The following is a 17,477-nucleotide window of genomic DNA, read 5'->3' as shown; positions in this document are numbered from 1 at the left end:
GAAAAGAAAAAGGATCTCCAATTGTTTCCCTATTCGTGGCCCTGTTGATTGTTCCGTTCGGGGCGGGGGTGGCGTTCGCGGTCGATCCGACACCGGGCAGCAGCCAGGGCGGCAAGCCCGGGCCGAGCGCCCCGGCGGACCTCCAGATCTCCACCGAACTGCCGTCGACGATCAAGGTGAACAACGCGACGGGCCGCACCACGCTGACGGCCAGGGTCACCAACCACGGCAGCAGGGCCACCGGACCGGTCACCCTGACCGTCCTCGGCCTGGACGGCATGCGGATCACCGACGTCAAGGGCTGCGTGCCGGTCGCGAAGGGCAAGCTGCCCGCGGGCACCAACAGCGGGTTCGGCTGCGCGATCCCGGACCTGGCGCCCGGCCGGTCGAGGGCGTACACGGTCTCGGCGACGTACGACCTGGCGAAGACAGGCAAAATCTGCCTGCCCGTGACGGAGGGGAGCGGCGACAAGGTGCTGTGGCAGCAGGGCCCGGTGCCGTTCGGCACGACCCACCCGACGCCGAACGCGCCGGACACCCCGCTGCTGCTCGGCACCGACAACGTGCCGGCCGCCCCGCCGTCGGGCACGGCCTCTCCCCCGGCGAGCAGCACGCCGACAGCTCCGGCGCCGTCCTCTCCCGCCGCACCGCCCCAGCTCCCCAAGACCGGGGCCAACGACGGGGTGCTGCCGCTCCTCGCGGCCGGCGCGCTGTTCCTGATCGCCGGCGGCACGGGCCTGTGGTGGACGAGCCGGGGCCGCAGGTGGGCGGCGAAGCACTGACCGAAACGCCGGTCGGGAAAACCTGACGGCGGATGTCAGGTTTCCACGGGAAGCTCTCCTCATGTCCAGCGAAGAGCCCACCTCCGGTGGGCCGGCAGACGGAGGGCTTCCCGTGCGCACGTTCCACCCCGGCGACAGCGGGTACGCGAATGAACTGGCCGGATACCAGCTCGGGTTCGCCCAGCACCCCGCGGTCGTCTTCGCGGCCGAGAGCCCCGAGGACGTCCAGAAGGCCGTGCGGTACGCGGCCGAGCGCGGCCTCGCCGTGGGGGTGCACGCCACCGGGCACGGCCTGGCGGGCGCCACCGAGGGCGGGGTCCTCATCACCACCCGCCGGATGGACACGGTCACCGTCGACGCCGGGCGCCGCACGGTCCGGGTCGGCGCGGGCACGCCGTGGGGCAAGGTCGTCGCGGCCGCGGCCCCGCACGGGCTCGCCCCGCTGAACGGCTCGGCGCCGAGCGTCGGCGCGGTCGGCTACACACTGGGCGGCGGACTCGGCATCCTGGCACGGGAGTTCGGGTACGCGGCCGACCACGTGCGGGCCCTGGAGGTCGTCACCGCCGACGGCGCACTGCGCCGGGTGACCGCCGAGAGCGACTCCGAGCTGTACTGGGGGCTGCTCGGCGGCGGCGCCAATCTGGGCGTGGTGACCGCCCTGGAGACCAGCCTGGTCCCGGTGGCCCGGCTGTACGGGGGGCAGCTGAGTTTCGACGGGACGGAGCTGGGCGAGCGCGTCCTCGCGCGGTACCTGCGCTGGACCGCGACGGTCCCGGACACGGTGACCTCTTCGCTCCAGACCATCCAGTGGCCCGACGCCGCGTGGGCGCCGCCCGCGGTGCGCGGACGCTATGTGGTGACCGTGCGCCTCGCCTTCACCGGCGATGCCGAGGAGGGCGAGCGCCTGGTGGCTCCGCTGCGGGAGATCGGACCCGCCCTCGCGGACGACCTGCGGGAGATGTCGTACACCGAGTCGCCGTCCATCCACCGCGACCCGGAGCACGCGCACGCCTACTACGGCGACAACGCGATGCTGGGCCGGCCGGACCCGGCGGCGCTCGCCGAGGCGCTGCGGCTGACCGGCCCCGCGGCGCCGACCATGTGCGTGGTGCAGCTCAACCACCTGGGCGGCGCCCTGTCCAGGCCCGCGCCGAACGCGGTGCCGCACCGCGAGGCGGACTTCCTGCTGCGGGTGCTGACACCGTTCGAGGAGGGCGGCCTCTCCGCGGTGCGCGCCGTCCACACGGAGGTCTTCGCGCTGCTGCGGCCGTGGACGCTCGGCCGGGCGCTCAACTTCGCCTTCGGCGGCGCGCGGTTCACCGGCGTCGAGGGGCTGTACGGCGAGGAGAACGAGAAGAGGCTCGCCGCTTTGAAGGCCTCGTACGACCCGGCGAACCTCTTCAGGAACAACTACACGATCGAACCGCGTTAGCCGCGGCGGCCGATGAGCTTCCACGCGGCGGGCAGCAGCCCCATCGCGAGCGCGGCCTTGAGCGCGTCGCCGAGCAGGAAGGGGGTGAGTCCGGCGGCGACCGCCGCGGTCAGCGACATGCCGGTCGAGGCGGCGAGGTAGGGCACGCCCACCGCGTAGATGATCGCCGAGCCGAGCACCATCGTGCCCGCGGTGCGCGGCACCGAGCGGTCGGCGCCGCGGCGGGCCAGCGCGCCGACGACGGTGGAGGCGAGGAGCATGCCGAGCACGTAGCCGAACGAGGCGCCGCCCGCGCCGGAGGTGCCGTTCGCGAACCAGGGCATCCCGGCCATGCCGACCAGGGCGTACAGCGCGAGCGAGAGGAAGCCGCGGCCGGCGCCGAGGCCCGCGCCGACGAGCAGCGCCGCGAAGGTCTGGCCGGTGACCGGGACGGGCGAACCGGGGACCGGCACGGCGATCTGGGCGGCGATTCCGGTCAGCGCCGCGCCGCCGACGACGAGCGCGATGTCCTTGGTGCGGGAGGCAGGCAGCAGGTCGGCGAGGACCGATCCGGTGCGGGGGGCGGCGGCGGACACAGTGCTCATCGGGACTCCGGCGGGTGTTGGGTCAGCGGGACATGCTGGGGACACCGTGACGTTAGCCCACTGAATCTCACTGGATCACCAGCAGCCGCCCACAAAGCGGGCGTTGAAGCCTTGGTGGGGTCTGCACAAAGGCCAGGATTCATGCCCGCCGGGGCGTGACCCTCGTCACTGCGGCGATGGTCTCGGGTATCCCTTTTGCGCCGGGGGTCGTGACTCGGGGAGACTGTAGGTTCCCCATAAATCGAAAGTTACGAGCGCCATGCACGACTCCTTGCCCGCGGAGCCCCTCTCGCACGGGCTGAAGCAGCGCCATCTGACCATGCTCGGCCTCGGCGGGGTGATCGGCGCGGGACTCTTCGTGGGGTCGGGTGCGGGGATCGCGGTGGCGGGTCCGGGCATCGTCGTGTCGTATCTGATCGCGGGCGCGATCGCGATGCTGGTGATGCGGATGCTGGGCGAGATGGCGGCGGCGATGCCCGCGTCGGGCTCGTTCTCGGTGCACGCGGAGCGGGCGCTGGGGCGCTGGGCCGGGTTCAGCGTCGGGTGGCTGTACTGGTTCCTGCTCGTCGTCGTCCTCGCCGTGGAGGCGACCGGCGCCGCGAAGATCGCGAACGGCTGGGCGCCGGGGGTTCCGCAGTGGGCCTGGGTGCTGATCTTCATGGTGGTGTTCACGGGCGCCAACCTGGCCGCGGTGAAGAACTTCGGCGAGTTCGAGTTCTGGTTCGCCGCCCTGAAGATCTTCGCCATCGTCGCGTTCCTGGCGCTCGGGCTGCTCGCCGTCTTCGGCCTGCTGCCCGACACCTCCGCGGTGGGCCTGTCCAACCTGACCGGGCAGGGCGGCTTCCTGCCCGCCGGGTGGAGCGGGGTGGTCTCCGGGGTGCTCGCGGTGATCTTCGCGTTCGGCGGCCTGGAGGTCGTCACGATCGCCGCCGCCGAGTCCGACGACCCGGTGCGCGCGGTCGGCCGCGCGGTGCGCAGCGCGGTGTGGCGCATCCTCTTCTTCTACGTCGGCTCGATGCTGGTCATCGTGACGCTGCTGCCGTGGACGTCGATGAAGCCGGGCCAGAGCCCGTACGTCGCGGTCCTCGACTCGATCGGCATCCCGTCGGCCGGCCAGATCATGAACATCGTGGTGTTCGTGGCGCTGCTCTCGGCCCTGAACGCCAACCTGTACGGGTCCTCGCGCATGGTCTTCTCGCTCGCCGAGCGGGGCGAGGCGCCGAAGGGGCTGCTGAAGGTGTCGGGCGGCGGGGTGCCGCGCCGGGCGGTGCTGGCGTCGGTGGCCTTCGGGTTCGTGTCGGTGCTGCTGAACCTGAAGTGGCCGGACTCGGTGTTCCTCTACATGCTCAACGCGGTCGGCGCGGTGCTCCTGTTCGTGTGGGCGCTGATCGCCCTGTCGCAGCTGCGGCTGCGGCGCCGGATCGAGCGCGAGGCGCCCGAGACGCTCACGCTGAGGATGTGGGCCTTCCCCTACCTCACCTGGGCCGCGCTCGCGGCGATGGCCGCGGTCCTGGTCCTGATGCTCCTCGACGACACCGCCCGGCCGCAGGTGCTGTGGTCGGCGGGGGCGACGGCGCTGGTCCTTCTGGTGGCGGCGGTACGGGAGTTGCGCACGCGCCGCGTGTGAAATCCATGTGAACAAACCGCACCCGAGCCTTCACGCTGTGTGAGTCGGGTGTCCGCATAGCGGTCGGGTGTTCCCTCTGAGCGGAGCCGCCCTGAGACTGTGGGCCCGTGCCGCCGACCCGGTGGATCAGCTACTGAACAGGGCATGCCCATGTCTCGGACCACCACGCCCGCGCCGAACGACAGCCGGCCACGAACCGACTCGCCGCTCACGCATGGCCTCAAGCAGCGCCATCTGTCGATGATCGCCCTCGGCGGCGTCATCGGCGCCGGGCTCTTCGTCGGCTCCGGCACCGCGATCGCCGCCGCCGGGCCCTCGATCATCCTCGCCTACACGATATCCGGCGCCCTGGTCATGCTCGTGATGCGCATGCTGGGCGAGATGTCGGCGGCCAACCCCGCCTCGGGCTCCTTCTCGGTGCACGCCGAGCGGGCGATCGGACCGTGGGCCGGGTTCACCGCGGGCTGGGCGTTCTGGTTCCTGCTCTGCGTGGCCGTCGGCCTGGAGGGCATCGGCGCCGCGGGCATCGTGCACGGCTGGCTGCCGGGCGTCCCGGAGTGGGCCCTGGTGGCCGTCTTCATGCTGCTGTTCTGCGGCACCAACCTGGCGGCCGTGAAGAACTTCGGCGAGTTCGAGTTCTGGTTCGCCGCCCTGAAGATCGGCGCGATCGTCCTCTTCCTGGTCATCGGCGTGCTCGCGATCATCGGCGTGCTGCCGGACACCAGCGCCCCGGGGCTTGCCAACCTCACCGGCCAGGGCGGCTTCATGCCCAACGGCAGCGAGGGCCTCATCGTCGGACTGCTCGCCTCCGTCTTCGCGTACGGCGGCCTGGAGACGGTCACCATCGCGGCGGCCGAGTCCGAACACCCCGTCCAGGGCGTCGCGAAGGCCGTGCGCACCGCGATGTGGCGGATCGCGATCTTCTACATCGGCTCGATGGCCGTCGTCGTGACGCTGCTGCCGTGGACCGCCAAGGACATCGCCACCAAGGGCCCCTACGTCGCGACCCTGGACCACCTCGGCATCCCGGCCGCGAGCCACATCATGAACGTCGTGATCCTGGTCGCTCTGCTCTCGGCGATGAACGCCAACATCTACGGCGCCTCGCGCATGGCGGGCTCGCTCGTCTCGCGCGGCCAGGGCCCCCAGGTGCTCGGGAAGATCTCCGGCGGGGTGCCGCGGATCGCGGTCCTCGTCTCCTCCGCCTTCGGCTTCGTGTGCGTGCTGCTCAGCTACTGGCGTCCGAACGACATCTTCCAGTGGCTCCTGAACACCATCGGCGCGATCATCCTGGTCGTCTGGTTCTTCATCGCCGCCTCGCAGTTGCTGCTGCGCCGCCGCATCGAGCGCGAGGCGCCGGAGAAGCTGGTCGTGAAGATGTGGCTCTACCCGTGGCTCACCTGGCTCGCGCTCCTCGGCATGGCGGTCGTCTTCGTCCTGATGGCCCGCGAGGACGGCACGCGGGTGCAGCTCTACTACACCGGCGGGCTCACCCTGGTCCTCGCGATCATCGGCTACGTCCGCCAGCGCACCTCGGTCCGCACCCCGCTCGACGCCTGACCGGACGGCCCGCACCCTTTCAACTGTCCTGCGTCCCTTGGCCCCAGGCCTCGGGACGCAGGACTTTTTGCTGAGGTCACCCTTGGCTGCGCGTCCGTATTGCTGCTGGTAGCGTGCACTTGCACATCAGTTGCAATAAGCATTCGCAGTGAGCAGTCGGAGGGCTCGGACATGGCCATTTACACCCTTCCTGAACTTCCGTACGACTACGCCGCGCTCGAACCGGTCATCAGCCCGGAGATCATCGAGCTGCACCACGACAAGCACCACGCGGCGTATGTGAAGGGCGCGAACGACACCCTGGAGCAGCTCGCCGAGGCGCGCGACAAGGATGCCTGGGGCTCGATCAACGGCCTGGAGAAGAACCTCGCGTTCCACCTCTCCGGCCACATCCTGCACTCGATCTACTGGCACAACATGACGGGCGACGGCGGCGGCGAGCCCCTGGACAAGGACGGCACCGGCGAGCTGGCGGACGCCATCGCCGAGTCCTTCGGCTCCTTCGCCAAGTTCAAGGCCCAGCTGACCAAGGCCGCGGCGACGACGCAGGGTTCGGGCTGGGGCGTCCTCGCCTACGAGCCGATCAGCGGCCGCCTCGTGGTCGAGCAGATCTACGACCACCAGGGCAACGTCGGCCAGGGCTCGACCCCGATCCTGGTCTTCGACGCCTGGGAGCACGCCTTCTACCTCCAGTACAAGAACCAGAAGGTCGACTTCATCGAGGCGATGTGGCGGGTCGTCAACTGGCAGGACGTGGCACGGCGTTACGCCGCCGCCAAGCAGGCCGGCAACAACCTGATCCTGGCCCCGTAGGACCTCCTGGCACAGCGCCCCACGGGCGCGTGAGCGTCCTGCTCGTGATCGTCTTCTCAACCTTCACGTGCGGGCGGATGAAACGGACGGCCCCGCGAGGACGTGACTCGCGGGGCCGTTCGCGTTTCGGCGGCGTGCGGAGCGCCACCCTGCCGGTGCCTGCGGACCGTGCCCGCTTTTCGCGCAGTTCCCCGCGCCCCTAAAAGCCCTTCGGTCTGCGGACCATGGTCGCGTCTCGCGCAGTTCCCCGCGCCCCTGACAGCACCGGTGCTGGTCGGCATGAGCATCCTCAGCCCGCCCCCAGGGGGTTGGGGGCGGCCCGGGACGGGGGTCAGAGGTTGCTGAAGTCGGGGCCGACGGTGCGGCTGCGCTTGATCTCGTAGAAGCCGGGGGTGGCGGCGACCAGCAGGGTGCCGTCCCACAACTTGGCGGCGGCCTCGCCCTGCGGGGCGGGCGTGACGACCGGGCCGAAGAAGGCGATCTGCTCGCCGTCGGCGCCCGGCACCGCGATGACCGGGGTGCCGACGTCCTGGCCGACCTTCTCGATGCCCTCCTTGTGGGACGCGCGCAGCTGGAGGTCGTAGGTGTCCTGGTCGGCGTAGTCGATGAGCTCGGCGGGCAGGCCCGCGTCCTTGAGCGCGGCGGCGATGGAGTCCCGGGTCACGCCGAGGCCCTCGTTGTGGAAGCGGGTGCCGAGCGCGGTGTACAGCCTGCCGACGACCTCGTCGCCGTGCAGTTCCCGGGCGGCGGTCACGACGCGCACCGGGCCCCAGGACTTGCCTCCGGGCCGCATGTTCTCGGCGTACTGCTCGGGCAGCTCGTCCAGCCGGTCCTCGTTCAGGACCGCGAGACTCATCACGTGCCAGCGGACCTCCACGTCGCGGACCTTCTCGACCTCCAGCATCCAGCGCGAGGTCATCCAGGCCCACGGGCAGATGGGGTCGAACCAGAAGTCGACGGGGGTCTTGGCAGTCTGGGACATGTCTCTCCTCGGGCAACATCGGGCAGCATCGTGCGACGTCGGTCAAAGCAAGCGTCTCTACGGCCGAACACCGGCACCGGCCGAAAGCATTCCGTCCAACATCCGCTGCGGCCGATCCCATTCCCGCGCCGTGCCCGCCCGAGCGGCGTGGGAGGATCGAGGCCGTTCGAACGAGACACGAAGGAGTGCCCGTGCCCGGTGAGAATCTGTCCCGCGACGAGGCCCGCGAGCGGGCCGAGCTGCTGTCCGTCGAGGGCTACGACGTCTCCCTCGACCTGCGGTCCGCGGTCGGGGACGCCCCGGACGGGCTCCGCACGTTCCGGTCCCTGACCACCATCCGCTTCCGCGCGTCCCGGCCGGGCGCCGCCACCTTCGTGGACCTCATCGCCCCGTCGGTGACCTCGGTGACGCTGAACGGCCGCGCGCTCGACCCCGCCGAGGTCTTCGACGGCAGCCGGATCGCGCTCGACGACCTCGCCGAGGACAACGTCCTGGTGGTCGACGCCCAGTGCGCCTACAGCCGGACCGGCGAGGGCATGCACCGCTTCGTCGACCCGGAGGACGGCGAGGTCTACCTCTACACGCAGTACGAGCCCGCCGACGCGCGCCGCGTGTTCGCCACCTTCGAGCAGCCCGACCTCAAGGCCCGCTTCGTCTTCGAGGCGCAGGCACCCGAGGGCTGGACGGTGTGGTCCAACGGCGCGGGCGGCCAGGAGGCGGACGGTGTGTGGCGCTTCGCCGCGACCGAGCCGATCTCGACGTACATCACCTGCGTGGTGGCGGGCCCGTACCACTACGTCACCGACTCCTACACGCGCACCTTCGACGACGGCGGCAAGCTGGAGATCCCGCTGGGCGCGATGTGCCGCAAGGGGCTCGCGCGGCACTTCGACGCCGACGACGTCTTCCTGGTCACCAAGCAGGGCCTGGACTTCTTCCACGACAACTTCGACTTCCCCTACCCGTTCGGGAAGTACGACCAGGCGTTCGTGCCGGAGTACAACCTGGGCGCGATGGAGAACCCGGGCCTGGTGACCTTCCGCGAGGAGTACATCTACCGCGGCAAGGTGACGCAGGCCGCCTACGAGCGCCGGGCCAACGTCATCCTGCACGAGATGGCGCACATGTGGTTCGGCGACCTGGTCACCATGGTGTGGTGGGACGACCTGTGGCTCAAGGAGTCCTTCGCGGACTTCATGGGCGCCTTCTCGCAGGCGGAGGCCACCCGCTTCACCAACAGCTGGGTGACCTTCGCGAACAACCGCAAGGCGTGGGCCTACCGGGCCGACCAGCTGCCGTCCACCCACCCGATCACGGCCGACATCCGTGACCTGGAGGACGCCAAGCTCAACTTCGACGGGATCACGTACGCCAAGGGCGCCTCGGTGCTCAAGCAGCTCGTCGCCTACGTCGGCCGGGACGCCTTCCTCGAAGGGGCCCGGCGGTACTTCAAGCGGCACGCGTACGGCAACACGCGCCTGGCCGATCTGCTGTCGGTGCTCGCAGAGGTCTCCGGGCGCGACATGGCCACCTGGTCGCGCTCCTGGCTCCAGACGGCGGGCGTCAACTCCCTGACTCCCGTTGCCACGTACGACGCCGGGGACCGCGTCACCGAGCTCGCCGTGGTCCAGGAGGCGGCGGACTCGCACCCCGAGCTGCGTCCGCACCGGGTCGCGGTGGGCCTGTACCGCAACGAGGCGGGCGCGCTGGTGCGCTACGCCCGTGCCGAGGTCGACGTCGAGGGCCCGCGCACGGTCGTTGCGGAGCTCGCCGGGTCCGAGCGGCCCGACCTGATCCTGGTCAACGACGACGACCTGACCTACTGCAAGATCCGCTTCGACGAGGGCTCGCTCGCCACCCTGCGCGCCCACCTCGGCGACATCACCGACCCGCTGGCGCGCGCCCTGTGCTGGTCGGCGCTGTGGAACCTGACGCGGGACGCGCTGATGCCCGCCCGCGACTTCGTCGCCCTCGTCCTCGCGCACGCGGGCCGCGAGTCCGACATCGGCGTGCTCCAGATGCTGCACTCCTGGGCCCGGTCGGCCGTCGTCCACTACGCGGCGCCCGCCTGGCGCGAGGAGGGCGGGCGACTGCTCGCCGAGGGCGCCCTGCACGAGCTGCGGCTGGCCGAGCCGGGCAGCCAGCACCAGCTCACCTGGGCCCGCTTCTTCGCGGCGACGGCCACCACCGACGCCGACTTCCAGCTCCTGCGGGGACTGCTCGCGGGCTCGGCCAGGATCGACGGCCTCGACGTGGACCAGGAGCTGCGCTGGGCGCTGCTCGAACCGCTGGCCGCGCACGGCGTCGCGGACGAGTCGGCCGTCGACGCGGAGCTGGCCCGCGACGACACCGCGTCCGGCAAGCGCCACCACGTGCGCTGCCTGGCCGCGCGCCCCTCCGCGGCGGTCAAGGCGCAGGCCTGGGCGCAGGTCGTGGAGTCGGACGCGCTGTCCAACGCGCTGGTGGAGGCCACCATCGCGGGCTTCAACCAGTCCTCGCAGCGGGAGCTGACCGCGCCGTACGCCCCGAAGTACTTCGAGGTGATCGAGCGGCTGTGGGCCGAGCGTTCGATCCAGATCGGCATGGACATCGTCAAGGGCCTCTTCCCGGCGCTCCAGGGCGACGGGGCGACGCTGGCGGCGACCGACGCCTGGCTCGCCGCGCACGAGGGTGCGGCTCCGGCGCTGCGCCGTCTGGTCCTCGAAGCCCGTGACGACCTGGCGCGCACCCTGCGCGGCCAGGCCTGCGACGCGGCGGTGGCCGCACGCTGACGCCGGTTCGGGGGGCCCGTGGACGGGCCCCCCTGATCGGCAGTCGAACGCCCGTACTTTAGGACGGGGTTGTCCGGATTTGTCGACGGGCGTGTAACAGCGGTTAGCGGGCCCTCCGGCTGCGGAAAACCCCGCAGCATGAACCACAACACCCCGCTCTCCCCCCGCCCCCTGAGCCACCTCACCGACGTGCAGCGGCGCGTGCTCTCCGCCAACCAACTGCGCGCGCACGGGGTTTCGGCCGCGCGCACCGCCGCCCAGTGCCGCCCCGGCGGCCCCTGGCAGCAGCTGCTTCCCGGGGTGTACGTGCTGCACCCGGGCCCCGCCACCAGCGAGGAGCGGCTGCACGCCGCGCTGCTCTACGCGGGGTGGCCGGCCGCCGGACGCGCCAAGGTCATCCCGGCGCAGGGCCAGGCCCACACCGAGGCGCCGCAGGCCGTCGTCACCGGGCTCGCGGCGCTCGCGATGCACCGCTTCTCCTCGGCTCCCCCGCTGCTCTCGCTCGACCGGATCGAGGTGCTGGTGCCGCGCACCCGGCGGCTGCGCTCGACGGGGTTCGTCCAGCTGGTGCGGGCGCATGTGATGCCCGGCGCGGAGATGGTCGCGGGGGTGCCGGTGGCGCCGGTGCCGCGGGCGCTCGCGGACGCCGTCGCCGTCCTCGACGACGCCCAGGCGGTACGCCGGCTGCTCACCGAGGCGGTGCGCTGCGGCCACACCGAACCGGCCGCGATCGTACGGGAGTTGACGCAGGCCCGGCTGCTGACGCGGGCCCATGTCGTGGACGCGGTGGACGCGCTGCTCGCCGAGGGGCGCTCGATCGCCGAGGAGCGGCTGTACGCGATGGTGCGCGGGTTCGGCCTTCCGGACCCGCTGTGGAACGTGGACCTGCGCCTGCCGGGCGGCCCGCACCTGGGCGGCCTGGACGCGTACTGGCCCGAGCACGCGGTCGCGGTGGAGCTGGACACGCGGGCGCCCCGGCAGGAGGACGACGAGCTGTGGTCGGAGTACAGCCGCAAGCGCGAGGCGCTGGAGCGGCTCGGGATCACCGTCGTGCACGTGACGCCGAGGAAGCTGCGTGAGTCGCTGGAGCAGCAGGCGACCGTGGTGCGCACGGCGCTGATGGCGTCCTCCGAGCGGGAGCCCGCCGCCTATGTGGTGGTGCTCCCCCGCTGAACTCCGGCGCGGGCGGCGGACCTTCGGAGGGGAAGGGCCCGCCGCCCGCGACCGGACCGCGTGGTTCAGCCCACGGGGAGGGACGCCCTGCCCGTGGGCGGCCGGGTGCGCCACAACTCGAGCCCCACGTCGACGAGTTCGACCCGGTCCAGGTCGGCCACCGCGTTCAGCGGGTGCCAGGCGGCCAGGTCCGTGGAGCCGTTGGTCTCGTGGCGCAGCTCGCCGCCGGTGATCCGGCCCTCGTACACGATGCGCAGTCCCTGGAAGTCCGCGAACCTGCCGAGCTTGCGCGGGTAGCGCCGGTTGATCGAGTCGATGCCGAGCAGCCGGGCCGGCTCGACCGCGTAGCCCGTCTCCTCGTCGACCTCGCGCACCACGGTGTCGAGGGGGTCCTCGCCGTGGTCCATGCCGCCGCCCGGCAGCGTCCACCGCTTGCCGCCGTCCCGGGCCACCCAGCGCGCGAGCAGGATCTCCTGGGCACCACCGGTTTCCCGTACGCATACGGCGTAGGCCGCCACCCGCAACTCCGTGTTCATTCGGTGAGGTTACGGGGCGGCGTGCGCGGGCGCCGCCGACCGGCGGAGCGAGGGGCCCGGATCGGGCTGGCGGTCCGCGCCCCCTGGCGGAAACACGCCATGTTCACATCACGTAACGGTCAACTCTCCACAAACAACAGTCCTATACGCAATGCTCAGCGGTCATCCGGCACCGAATTTCGAACCGTTCGGGTCCGGCCCCTTACCCATCTCACAGGGATGCTGAATGACCACTGAATCCCCGCGCTCCATACCCGGGGCGAGACGCACTGCCCGCACAGCGGCGGCGGCCGGCCTGGTGGCCGCGCTCGTCACGGCGGGCGCCGCGCCGGCCTTCGCGGCGAGCGGCACCGACGATCCGTGGACCGCGCCCTCGGTGAAGACCGCTCCGGCCAAGACTCCCGAGGACAAGCTCGGCAAGGCCGACGAGCAGCGGCTCGCCGAGGCGCAGGCCAAGGGCGAGAAGAGCGTCACCGTCATGCTGGCCACCGCCCCGGGCGCCACCTCCGACGTGAGCAAGCAGCTGCACGCGGTCGCGGGGGCGACCGTCGGCAAGCAGGACGACCGGCTCGGCTACGTCCGCGCGACCCTGCCGATGGCGCAGGCCGAGGCGGCCCTGAAGGCGGCCGCGAAGCTGCCCTCGGTGCACGGCATCGACCTCAAGCAGGACATCCAGCTGGACGACCCGACCCCCTCGGGCGACACCACGAAGTCCGCCAAGCAGCTGCGCACCTCGGGCAGCTACCCGGCGCCGGGCAGGGACACGCCCGCGAAGAACCCGTACAACCCGAACTTCGAGACGGGTGCGGTCGACTTCGTGAAGCAGCACCCCGAGGCGGACGGCCGCGGGGTCACCATCGGCATCCTGGACTCGGGCGTGGACCTCGGCCACCCTGCGCTCCAGAAGACCACCACCGGCGAGCGCAAGATCGTCGACTGGGTCACCTCCACCGACCCGGTGCAGGACGGCGACGGCACCTGGCTGCGCGCCAACACCGCCGTGTCCGGGCCGACGTTCACCGCCGGCGGCAAGACCTGGAAGGCCCCCGCGGGCTCGTACGACTTCTCCACGTTCGCCGAGAAGGCGACCGCGGGCGGCGACGAGGCCGGTGACCTGAACCGGGACGGCGACACCACCGACACCTGGGGCGTGCTCTACGACCCGGTCGCCGGCACCGTCCGCGTCGACCTGAACAACAACAACGACTTCACGGACGACGTGCCGATGAAGCCGTACAAGGACGGCTACCAGGTCGGCTACTTCGGCGAGGACGAGACGGACCCGATCACGGGCGCCAGCAAGCGCGTCCCGTTCACCGTCGAGATCCGCAAGAACGTCGCCTACGACGCGGCCGGGCACACCTCGGACTACGTCAACATCGGCGTCATCGAATCGGAGCACGGCACCCACGTCGCCGGCATCACCTCCGCCAACGGGCTGTTCGGCGGCAAGATGAGCGGGGCCGCGCCCGGCGCGAAGATCGTCTCCTCGCGCGCCTGCAACTGGAACGGCGGCTGCACCAACATCGCGCTGACCGAGGGCATGATCGACCTCGTCACCAACCGCCACGTCGACATCGTCAACATGTCGATCGGCGGCCTGCCGGCGCTCAACGACGGCAACAACGCGCGCGCCGAGCTCTACAAGCGCCTCATCGACACCTACGGCGTGCAGCTGGTGATCTCGGCCGGCAACGACGGTCCGGGCGTCAACACCATCGGCGACCCCGGCCTCGCCGACCACGTCATATCCGTCGGCGCGAGCATCTCCAAGGAGACCTGGGCCGCCAACTACGGCTCCGGGGTGTCCACGGACTACCAGATGATGCCGTTCTCCTCGCGCGGCCCGCGTGAGGACGGCGGCTTCACGCCCACGCTGACCGCCCCCGGCGCGGCCATCAACTCCACCCAGACCTGGCTGCCCGGCAGCCCGGTCAAGGAGTCGGGCTACAGCCTGCCGGCCGGCTACTCGATGCTCCAGGGCACCTCGATGGCCTCCCCGCAGGCCGCGGGCGCCTCGGCGCTGCTCCTCTCGGCCGCCAAGCAGCAGGGCATCGACCTGCCGCCGGTCGACCTGCGCACCGCGCTGACCTCGACGGCCAAGCACATCAAGGGTGTTCAGGCCTACCAGGAGGGCTCCGGCCTGATCAACATCGTGGGCGCCTGGGACGCGATCAAGCAGACCGCGAAGAAGAAGGCCCCGGCCCACGAGTACACGGTGACCGCCCCGGTCTCCAGCGCGCTCTCCTTCGCACTGAAGACGCCGAACGTCGGCACCGGCATCTACGACCGCGAGAGCGGCCTGAAGGCCGGGCAGAAGAAGACGTACGACGTCACGGTCACCCGCACCACGGGCCCGGACAAGAACGTCCGGCACAGGCTGTCGTTCAAGAACGACGACGGCACGTTCCGGGTGCTCGGCGACGACGAGGTGAACCTGCCGCTCGGCAAGCCCGTCACCGTCAAGGTGCAGGCGCAGCCGCGCTCCGGCGGCGTGCACAGCGCGATCCTCCAGGTCGACGACCCCAAGACGGTCGGCGTCGACCAGCAGATCATGGCCACGGTGATCGTCGCGACCCCGGTCGCGGGCCCCGGCTTCACCTTCACGGCGTCCTCGACGGTGCAGCGCAACTCCACCAAGTCGTACTTCCTGAACGTCCCGGCGGGCGCGCAGAACCTGGAGGTCCGCATGGGCGCGCTGCGCTCGGGCAGCCAGACCCGCTTCATCTCGATCCACCCCTACGGTGTGGCCGTCGACCCCACGGGGACGCCGAACTGCTACCCGAACTACGACAACCCGGCCAACACCTGCCGCCCCGACCTGCGCTCGTACGCGAACCCGCAGGCCGGCGTGTGGGAGATCGAGGTCGAGGCGCGCCGTACGTCGCCGTACCTGGACAACTCCTTCAAGCTGGACGCCTCGGTGCTCGGCGTGAACTTCGACCCGGCCACCCAGACGGTGCCCGAGGCCAAGGTGGGCACCCCGGCCCCCGTGCAGTGGAAGGTCACCAACGGCTTCGCCGCTCTGGAGGGCAGCCTGAAGGGCGGCTCGCTGGGCTCCGCGAAGGTCGCCACGCCGACCATCAAGGCCGGTGAGACGCAGACCAGCACCGTCACCATCGGCGCGGGCGTCGAGCACCTGGACGTGTCCATCGGCGGCACCTCCGACAAGGGCGCCGACCTCGACCTGTACGTCCTGGACCAGAACGGCAAGACCGTCGGCAAGTCCACGACCAGCAGCTCGGACGAGTCGGTGAGCCTGGTCAAGCCGGCCCCGGGCACGTACACGATCCAGGTCGCGGGCTACGCGGTCCCGTCCGGGTCGACGACGTACGCCTACAAGGACGTGTACTTCGCGCCCTCGCTCGGCACCGTCAAGGTCGACGAGAGCAAGACCGTCAAGCTCGCGGGCGGCGCGTCCGCCCAGGTGACGGCCGATGTCGTCGCGGCGGGCGCGGCTCCCGAGGGCCGTCAGTTCTTCGGCACCGTGCAGCTGGTGAACGAGCGCGGCACCGCGGCGGGCAGCGGCAGCGTGCTCATCCAGAAGGTCACCCCGTAACGGGTCGTCCCCACACGGCGGGGCGGGCGCTCTTCACGAGCACCCGCCCCGCTTCGTCGTGTGCGCTCAGTCCCTGAGCGAGCTCAGGTCGACCGCGTACGTGCCGACCGCCTGCGCGATGACGTCGATGTTGAGGTCGAAGTACCGCTTGTCGATGTTCCGCAACGTGTCGCCCGCGCCGTGGTAGTTGGGGTCGAAGGGCTCACCGGCCCGGCCGCCCCACTTCTTCGCCTGCTCGGGCGTCTTGATCTCCTCGGCGCCGGTGTAGGTGCCACCCGCCGGGATGCCGACCGCGATGAAGGGGCCGTAGTCGGAGCGCCCGTCGAAGTCGTAACCCTCGTGCGGGACGTGCCGCTGGTCGAGATAGGTGTTGATCAGCTTCTCGATCTGCGCCGATCCGGCGGGCCCGGGGCCCGCGCCCTTCTTGTCGGAGTCGTCGCCGTCGTAGACGAGCTGGGCGGCGTTGGGCGAGGCGATCATGTCGAAGTTCAGATAGAGCTTGATCTGCTTCTTCTGCCGCTCGGTGAGGTTCTTGACGTAGTGCTCGGAGCCGAGCAGCCCGAGCTCCTCGCCGGACCACCAGGCGAACCGCACCTTGTTGGGGAGCTGCTTGGGGTGCTTGCGGGTCTGCTTGGTCTCCTTGGCCAGCTTGAGCGCGACTTCGAGCAGGCCCGCCGAGCCGGAGCCGTTGTCGTTGATGCCGGGGCCCGCGGGCACCGAGTCGAGGTGGCTGCCGAGCGCGACCACGTTGTCCGGGCTGCCGGTGCGGGTCTCGGCGATCACGTTGCGGGTCTTTTTGGCGAGGGCCTCGGTGGCCACGTCCAGGGTGACCTCGACCGGGCCCCTGGTGAGCCGGGCGGCGAGCGCCTCGCCGTCCGCGAGGGAGATCCCGGCGGCCGGGACGTGGGCGTTCTCGGGCGCCCCGACCGTGCCGTGCACCGGGTCGGTGCCGGAGTGGTTGTAGACGATGAGTCCGGCCGCGCCCGCCTTGGCCGCGACGGCCTCCTTCTCCTGGAAGGTGCAGCTGCCGCGCTTGACCAGCGCGATCTTCCCGGTGAAGGTGCCGGAGGCGTAGTCGTCGAGCGAGCAGCCGGGGGTGTCGTCGACCCGGGCCGCCTTCACCTCGGCGGTCAGTCCGCCCGCCGGGGTCGACTTGCTGAACTGGTAGGCGGCGGTGGGCAGTTCGCGCCCGCCCGTGGTCAGCTTCTGACGCAGGGTCTTCGACTCGTAGAAGGTGAAGTCCTGGTACGAGACGTCGTACCCGGCCCGCTCCAGCTCTCCGTGCACATAGGCGGCCGAGGCGTCGTAGCCGGGGGTGCCGGCGGCCCGGTTGCCGCCGTTGGCGTCGGCGATCTTCTGGAAGGCCTCCAGGTGGCGGTAGGCGCTCTCTCCCGACGCCTCCTTGACCAGCTTCCTGGCGAGGTGCTGGTCGGGGCCCCCTCGGGCGACGGCGGGCGTCGCCAGGGACAGGATCACCGGGGCGGCGGCAAGGGCGGCTATGGCCCGGCTGCGGCGGGATACGGGCACGGGAAATCCTCCGGAATGCGGTGCGGTACGGCCGATGATCGACCGGCCTGCCAGGACCGTAGCCAGCAAAAACGGCTCCATGGGGCATTTCGGGGCGGATGCAACACGGATGCCATGGACTTGTCACAAGT

Annotated in this window: 12 protein-coding genes; 8 read left to right on the top strand and 4 right to left on the bottom strand. The window is 71.0% G+C overall.

The features are described 5' to 3' along the window. The first annotated feature begins 35 nt into the window (after nt 1-35). A complete protein-coding gene (locus DT019_RS12575) occupies nt 36-782 on the top strand; it encodes an LPXTG cell wall anchor domain-containing protein (RefSeq protein WP_223279443.1) in 747 nt (248 codons plus the stop codon). A gap of 112 nt (nt 783-894) precedes the next feature. Continuing rightward, nucleotides 895-2,214 (top strand): FAD-binding oxidoreductase, encoded by a 1,320-nt coding sequence (locus tag DT019_RS12570; protein ID WP_223279441.1) that lies wholly within the window; start codon nt 895-897, stop codon nt 2,212-2,214. On the opposite strand, the gene DT019_RS12565 is transcribed toward DT019_RS12570, so the two are convergent. Continuing rightward, entirely contained in the window at nt 2,211-2,798 is a 588-nt protein-coding gene (locus tag DT019_RS12565) for a biotin transporter BioY (protein ID WP_114036831.1), read from the bottom strand. The two genes, DT019_RS12570 and DT019_RS12565, sit on opposite strands and share 4 nt — an antisense overlap. A 259-nt stretch (nt 2,799-3,057) precedes the next feature. Here DT019_RS12565 and DT019_RS12560 point away from each other — a divergent pair, with 259 nt between their 5' ends. The 3 genes from DT019_RS12560 (at nt 3,058) to DT019_RS12550 (ending at nt 6,798) form a co-directional block, all read left to right on the top strand. Beyond that, on the top strand, nt 3,058-4,425 hold the full coding sequence (locus DT019_RS12560; protein WP_114036830.1) for an amino acid permease: 1,368 nt from the start codon (nt 3,058-3,060) through the stop codon (nt 4,423-4,425). 150 nt (nt 4,426-4,575) lie between these two features. Continuing rightward, nucleotides 4,576-5,985 (top strand): amino acid permease, encoded by a 1,410-nt coding sequence (locus DT019_RS12555; RefSeq protein WP_114036928.1) that lies wholly within the window; start codon nt 4,576-4,578, stop codon nt 5,983-5,985. 171 nt (nt 5,986-6,156) lie between these two features. Beyond that, entirely contained in the window at nt 6,157-6,798 is a 642-nt protein-coding gene (locus DT019_RS12550) for a superoxide dismutase (RefSeq protein ID WP_114036829.1), read from the top strand. Between the two features lie 331 nt (nt 6,799-7,129). On the opposite strand, the gene DT019_RS12545 is transcribed toward DT019_RS12550, so the two are convergent. Beyond that, entirely contained in the window at nt 7,130-7,780 is a 651-nt protein-coding gene (locus DT019_RS12545) for a DsbA family protein (protein WP_114036828.1), read from the bottom strand. Between the two features lie 191 nt (nt 7,781-7,971). Between DT019_RS12545 and pepN the strand changes: the two genes are divergently transcribed. Then, complete coding sequence (gene pepN, locus DT019_RS12540; protein WP_114036827.1) at nt 7,972-10,551, top strand: aminopeptidase N; 2,580 nt, start codon at nt 7,972-7,974, stop codon at nt 10,549-10,551. A 138-nt stretch (nt 10,552-10,689) separates the two neighbouring features. Then, a complete protein-coding gene (locus DT019_RS39525) occupies nt 10,690-11,724 on the top strand; it encodes a hypothetical protein (RefSeq protein ID WP_189389477.1) in 1,035 nt (344 codons plus the stop codon). Between the two features lie 65 nt (nt 11,725-11,789). Here DT019_RS39525 and DT019_RS12530 read toward each other — a convergent pair whose 3' ends face one another. Further along, a complete protein-coding gene (locus DT019_RS12530) occupies nt 11,790-12,260 on the bottom strand; it encodes an NUDIX hydrolase (protein WP_114036826.1) in 471 nt (156 codons plus the stop codon). A 226-nt stretch (nt 12,261-12,486) separates the two neighbouring features. On the opposite strand from DT019_RS12530, the gene DT019_RS12525 reads away from it, so the two are divergent. Beyond that, on the top strand, nt 12,487-15,819 hold the full coding sequence (locus tag DT019_RS12525; RefSeq protein ID WP_114036825.1) for a S8 family serine peptidase: 3,333 nt from the start codon (nt 12,487-12,489) through the stop codon (nt 15,817-15,819). Nucleotides 15,820-15,885: 66 nt separating this feature from the next. Here the strand turns inward: DT019_RS12525 and DT019_RS12520 are convergent, their stop codons facing one another. Beyond that, nucleotides 15,886-17,346 carry a M28 family metallopeptidase gene (locus tag DT019_RS12520; protein ID WP_223279439.1) on the bottom strand — a complete coding sequence of 487 codons (1,461 nt, stop codon included), beginning with the start codon at nt 17,344-17,346 and terminating at the stop codon, nt 15,886-15,888. Between the last annotated feature and the right edge of the window lie 131 nt (nt 17,347-17,477).

The organism is Streptomyces sp. SDr-06, assembly GCF_003324565.1.
In the GTDB taxonomy this organism is placed as follows: Bacteria; Actinomycetota; Actinomycetes; order Streptomycetales; family Streptomycetaceae; genus Streptomyces.
The sequence above is the reverse complement of the archived record's forward strand: the minus strand, read 5'-3'. Positions and strand labels throughout refer to the sequence as shown.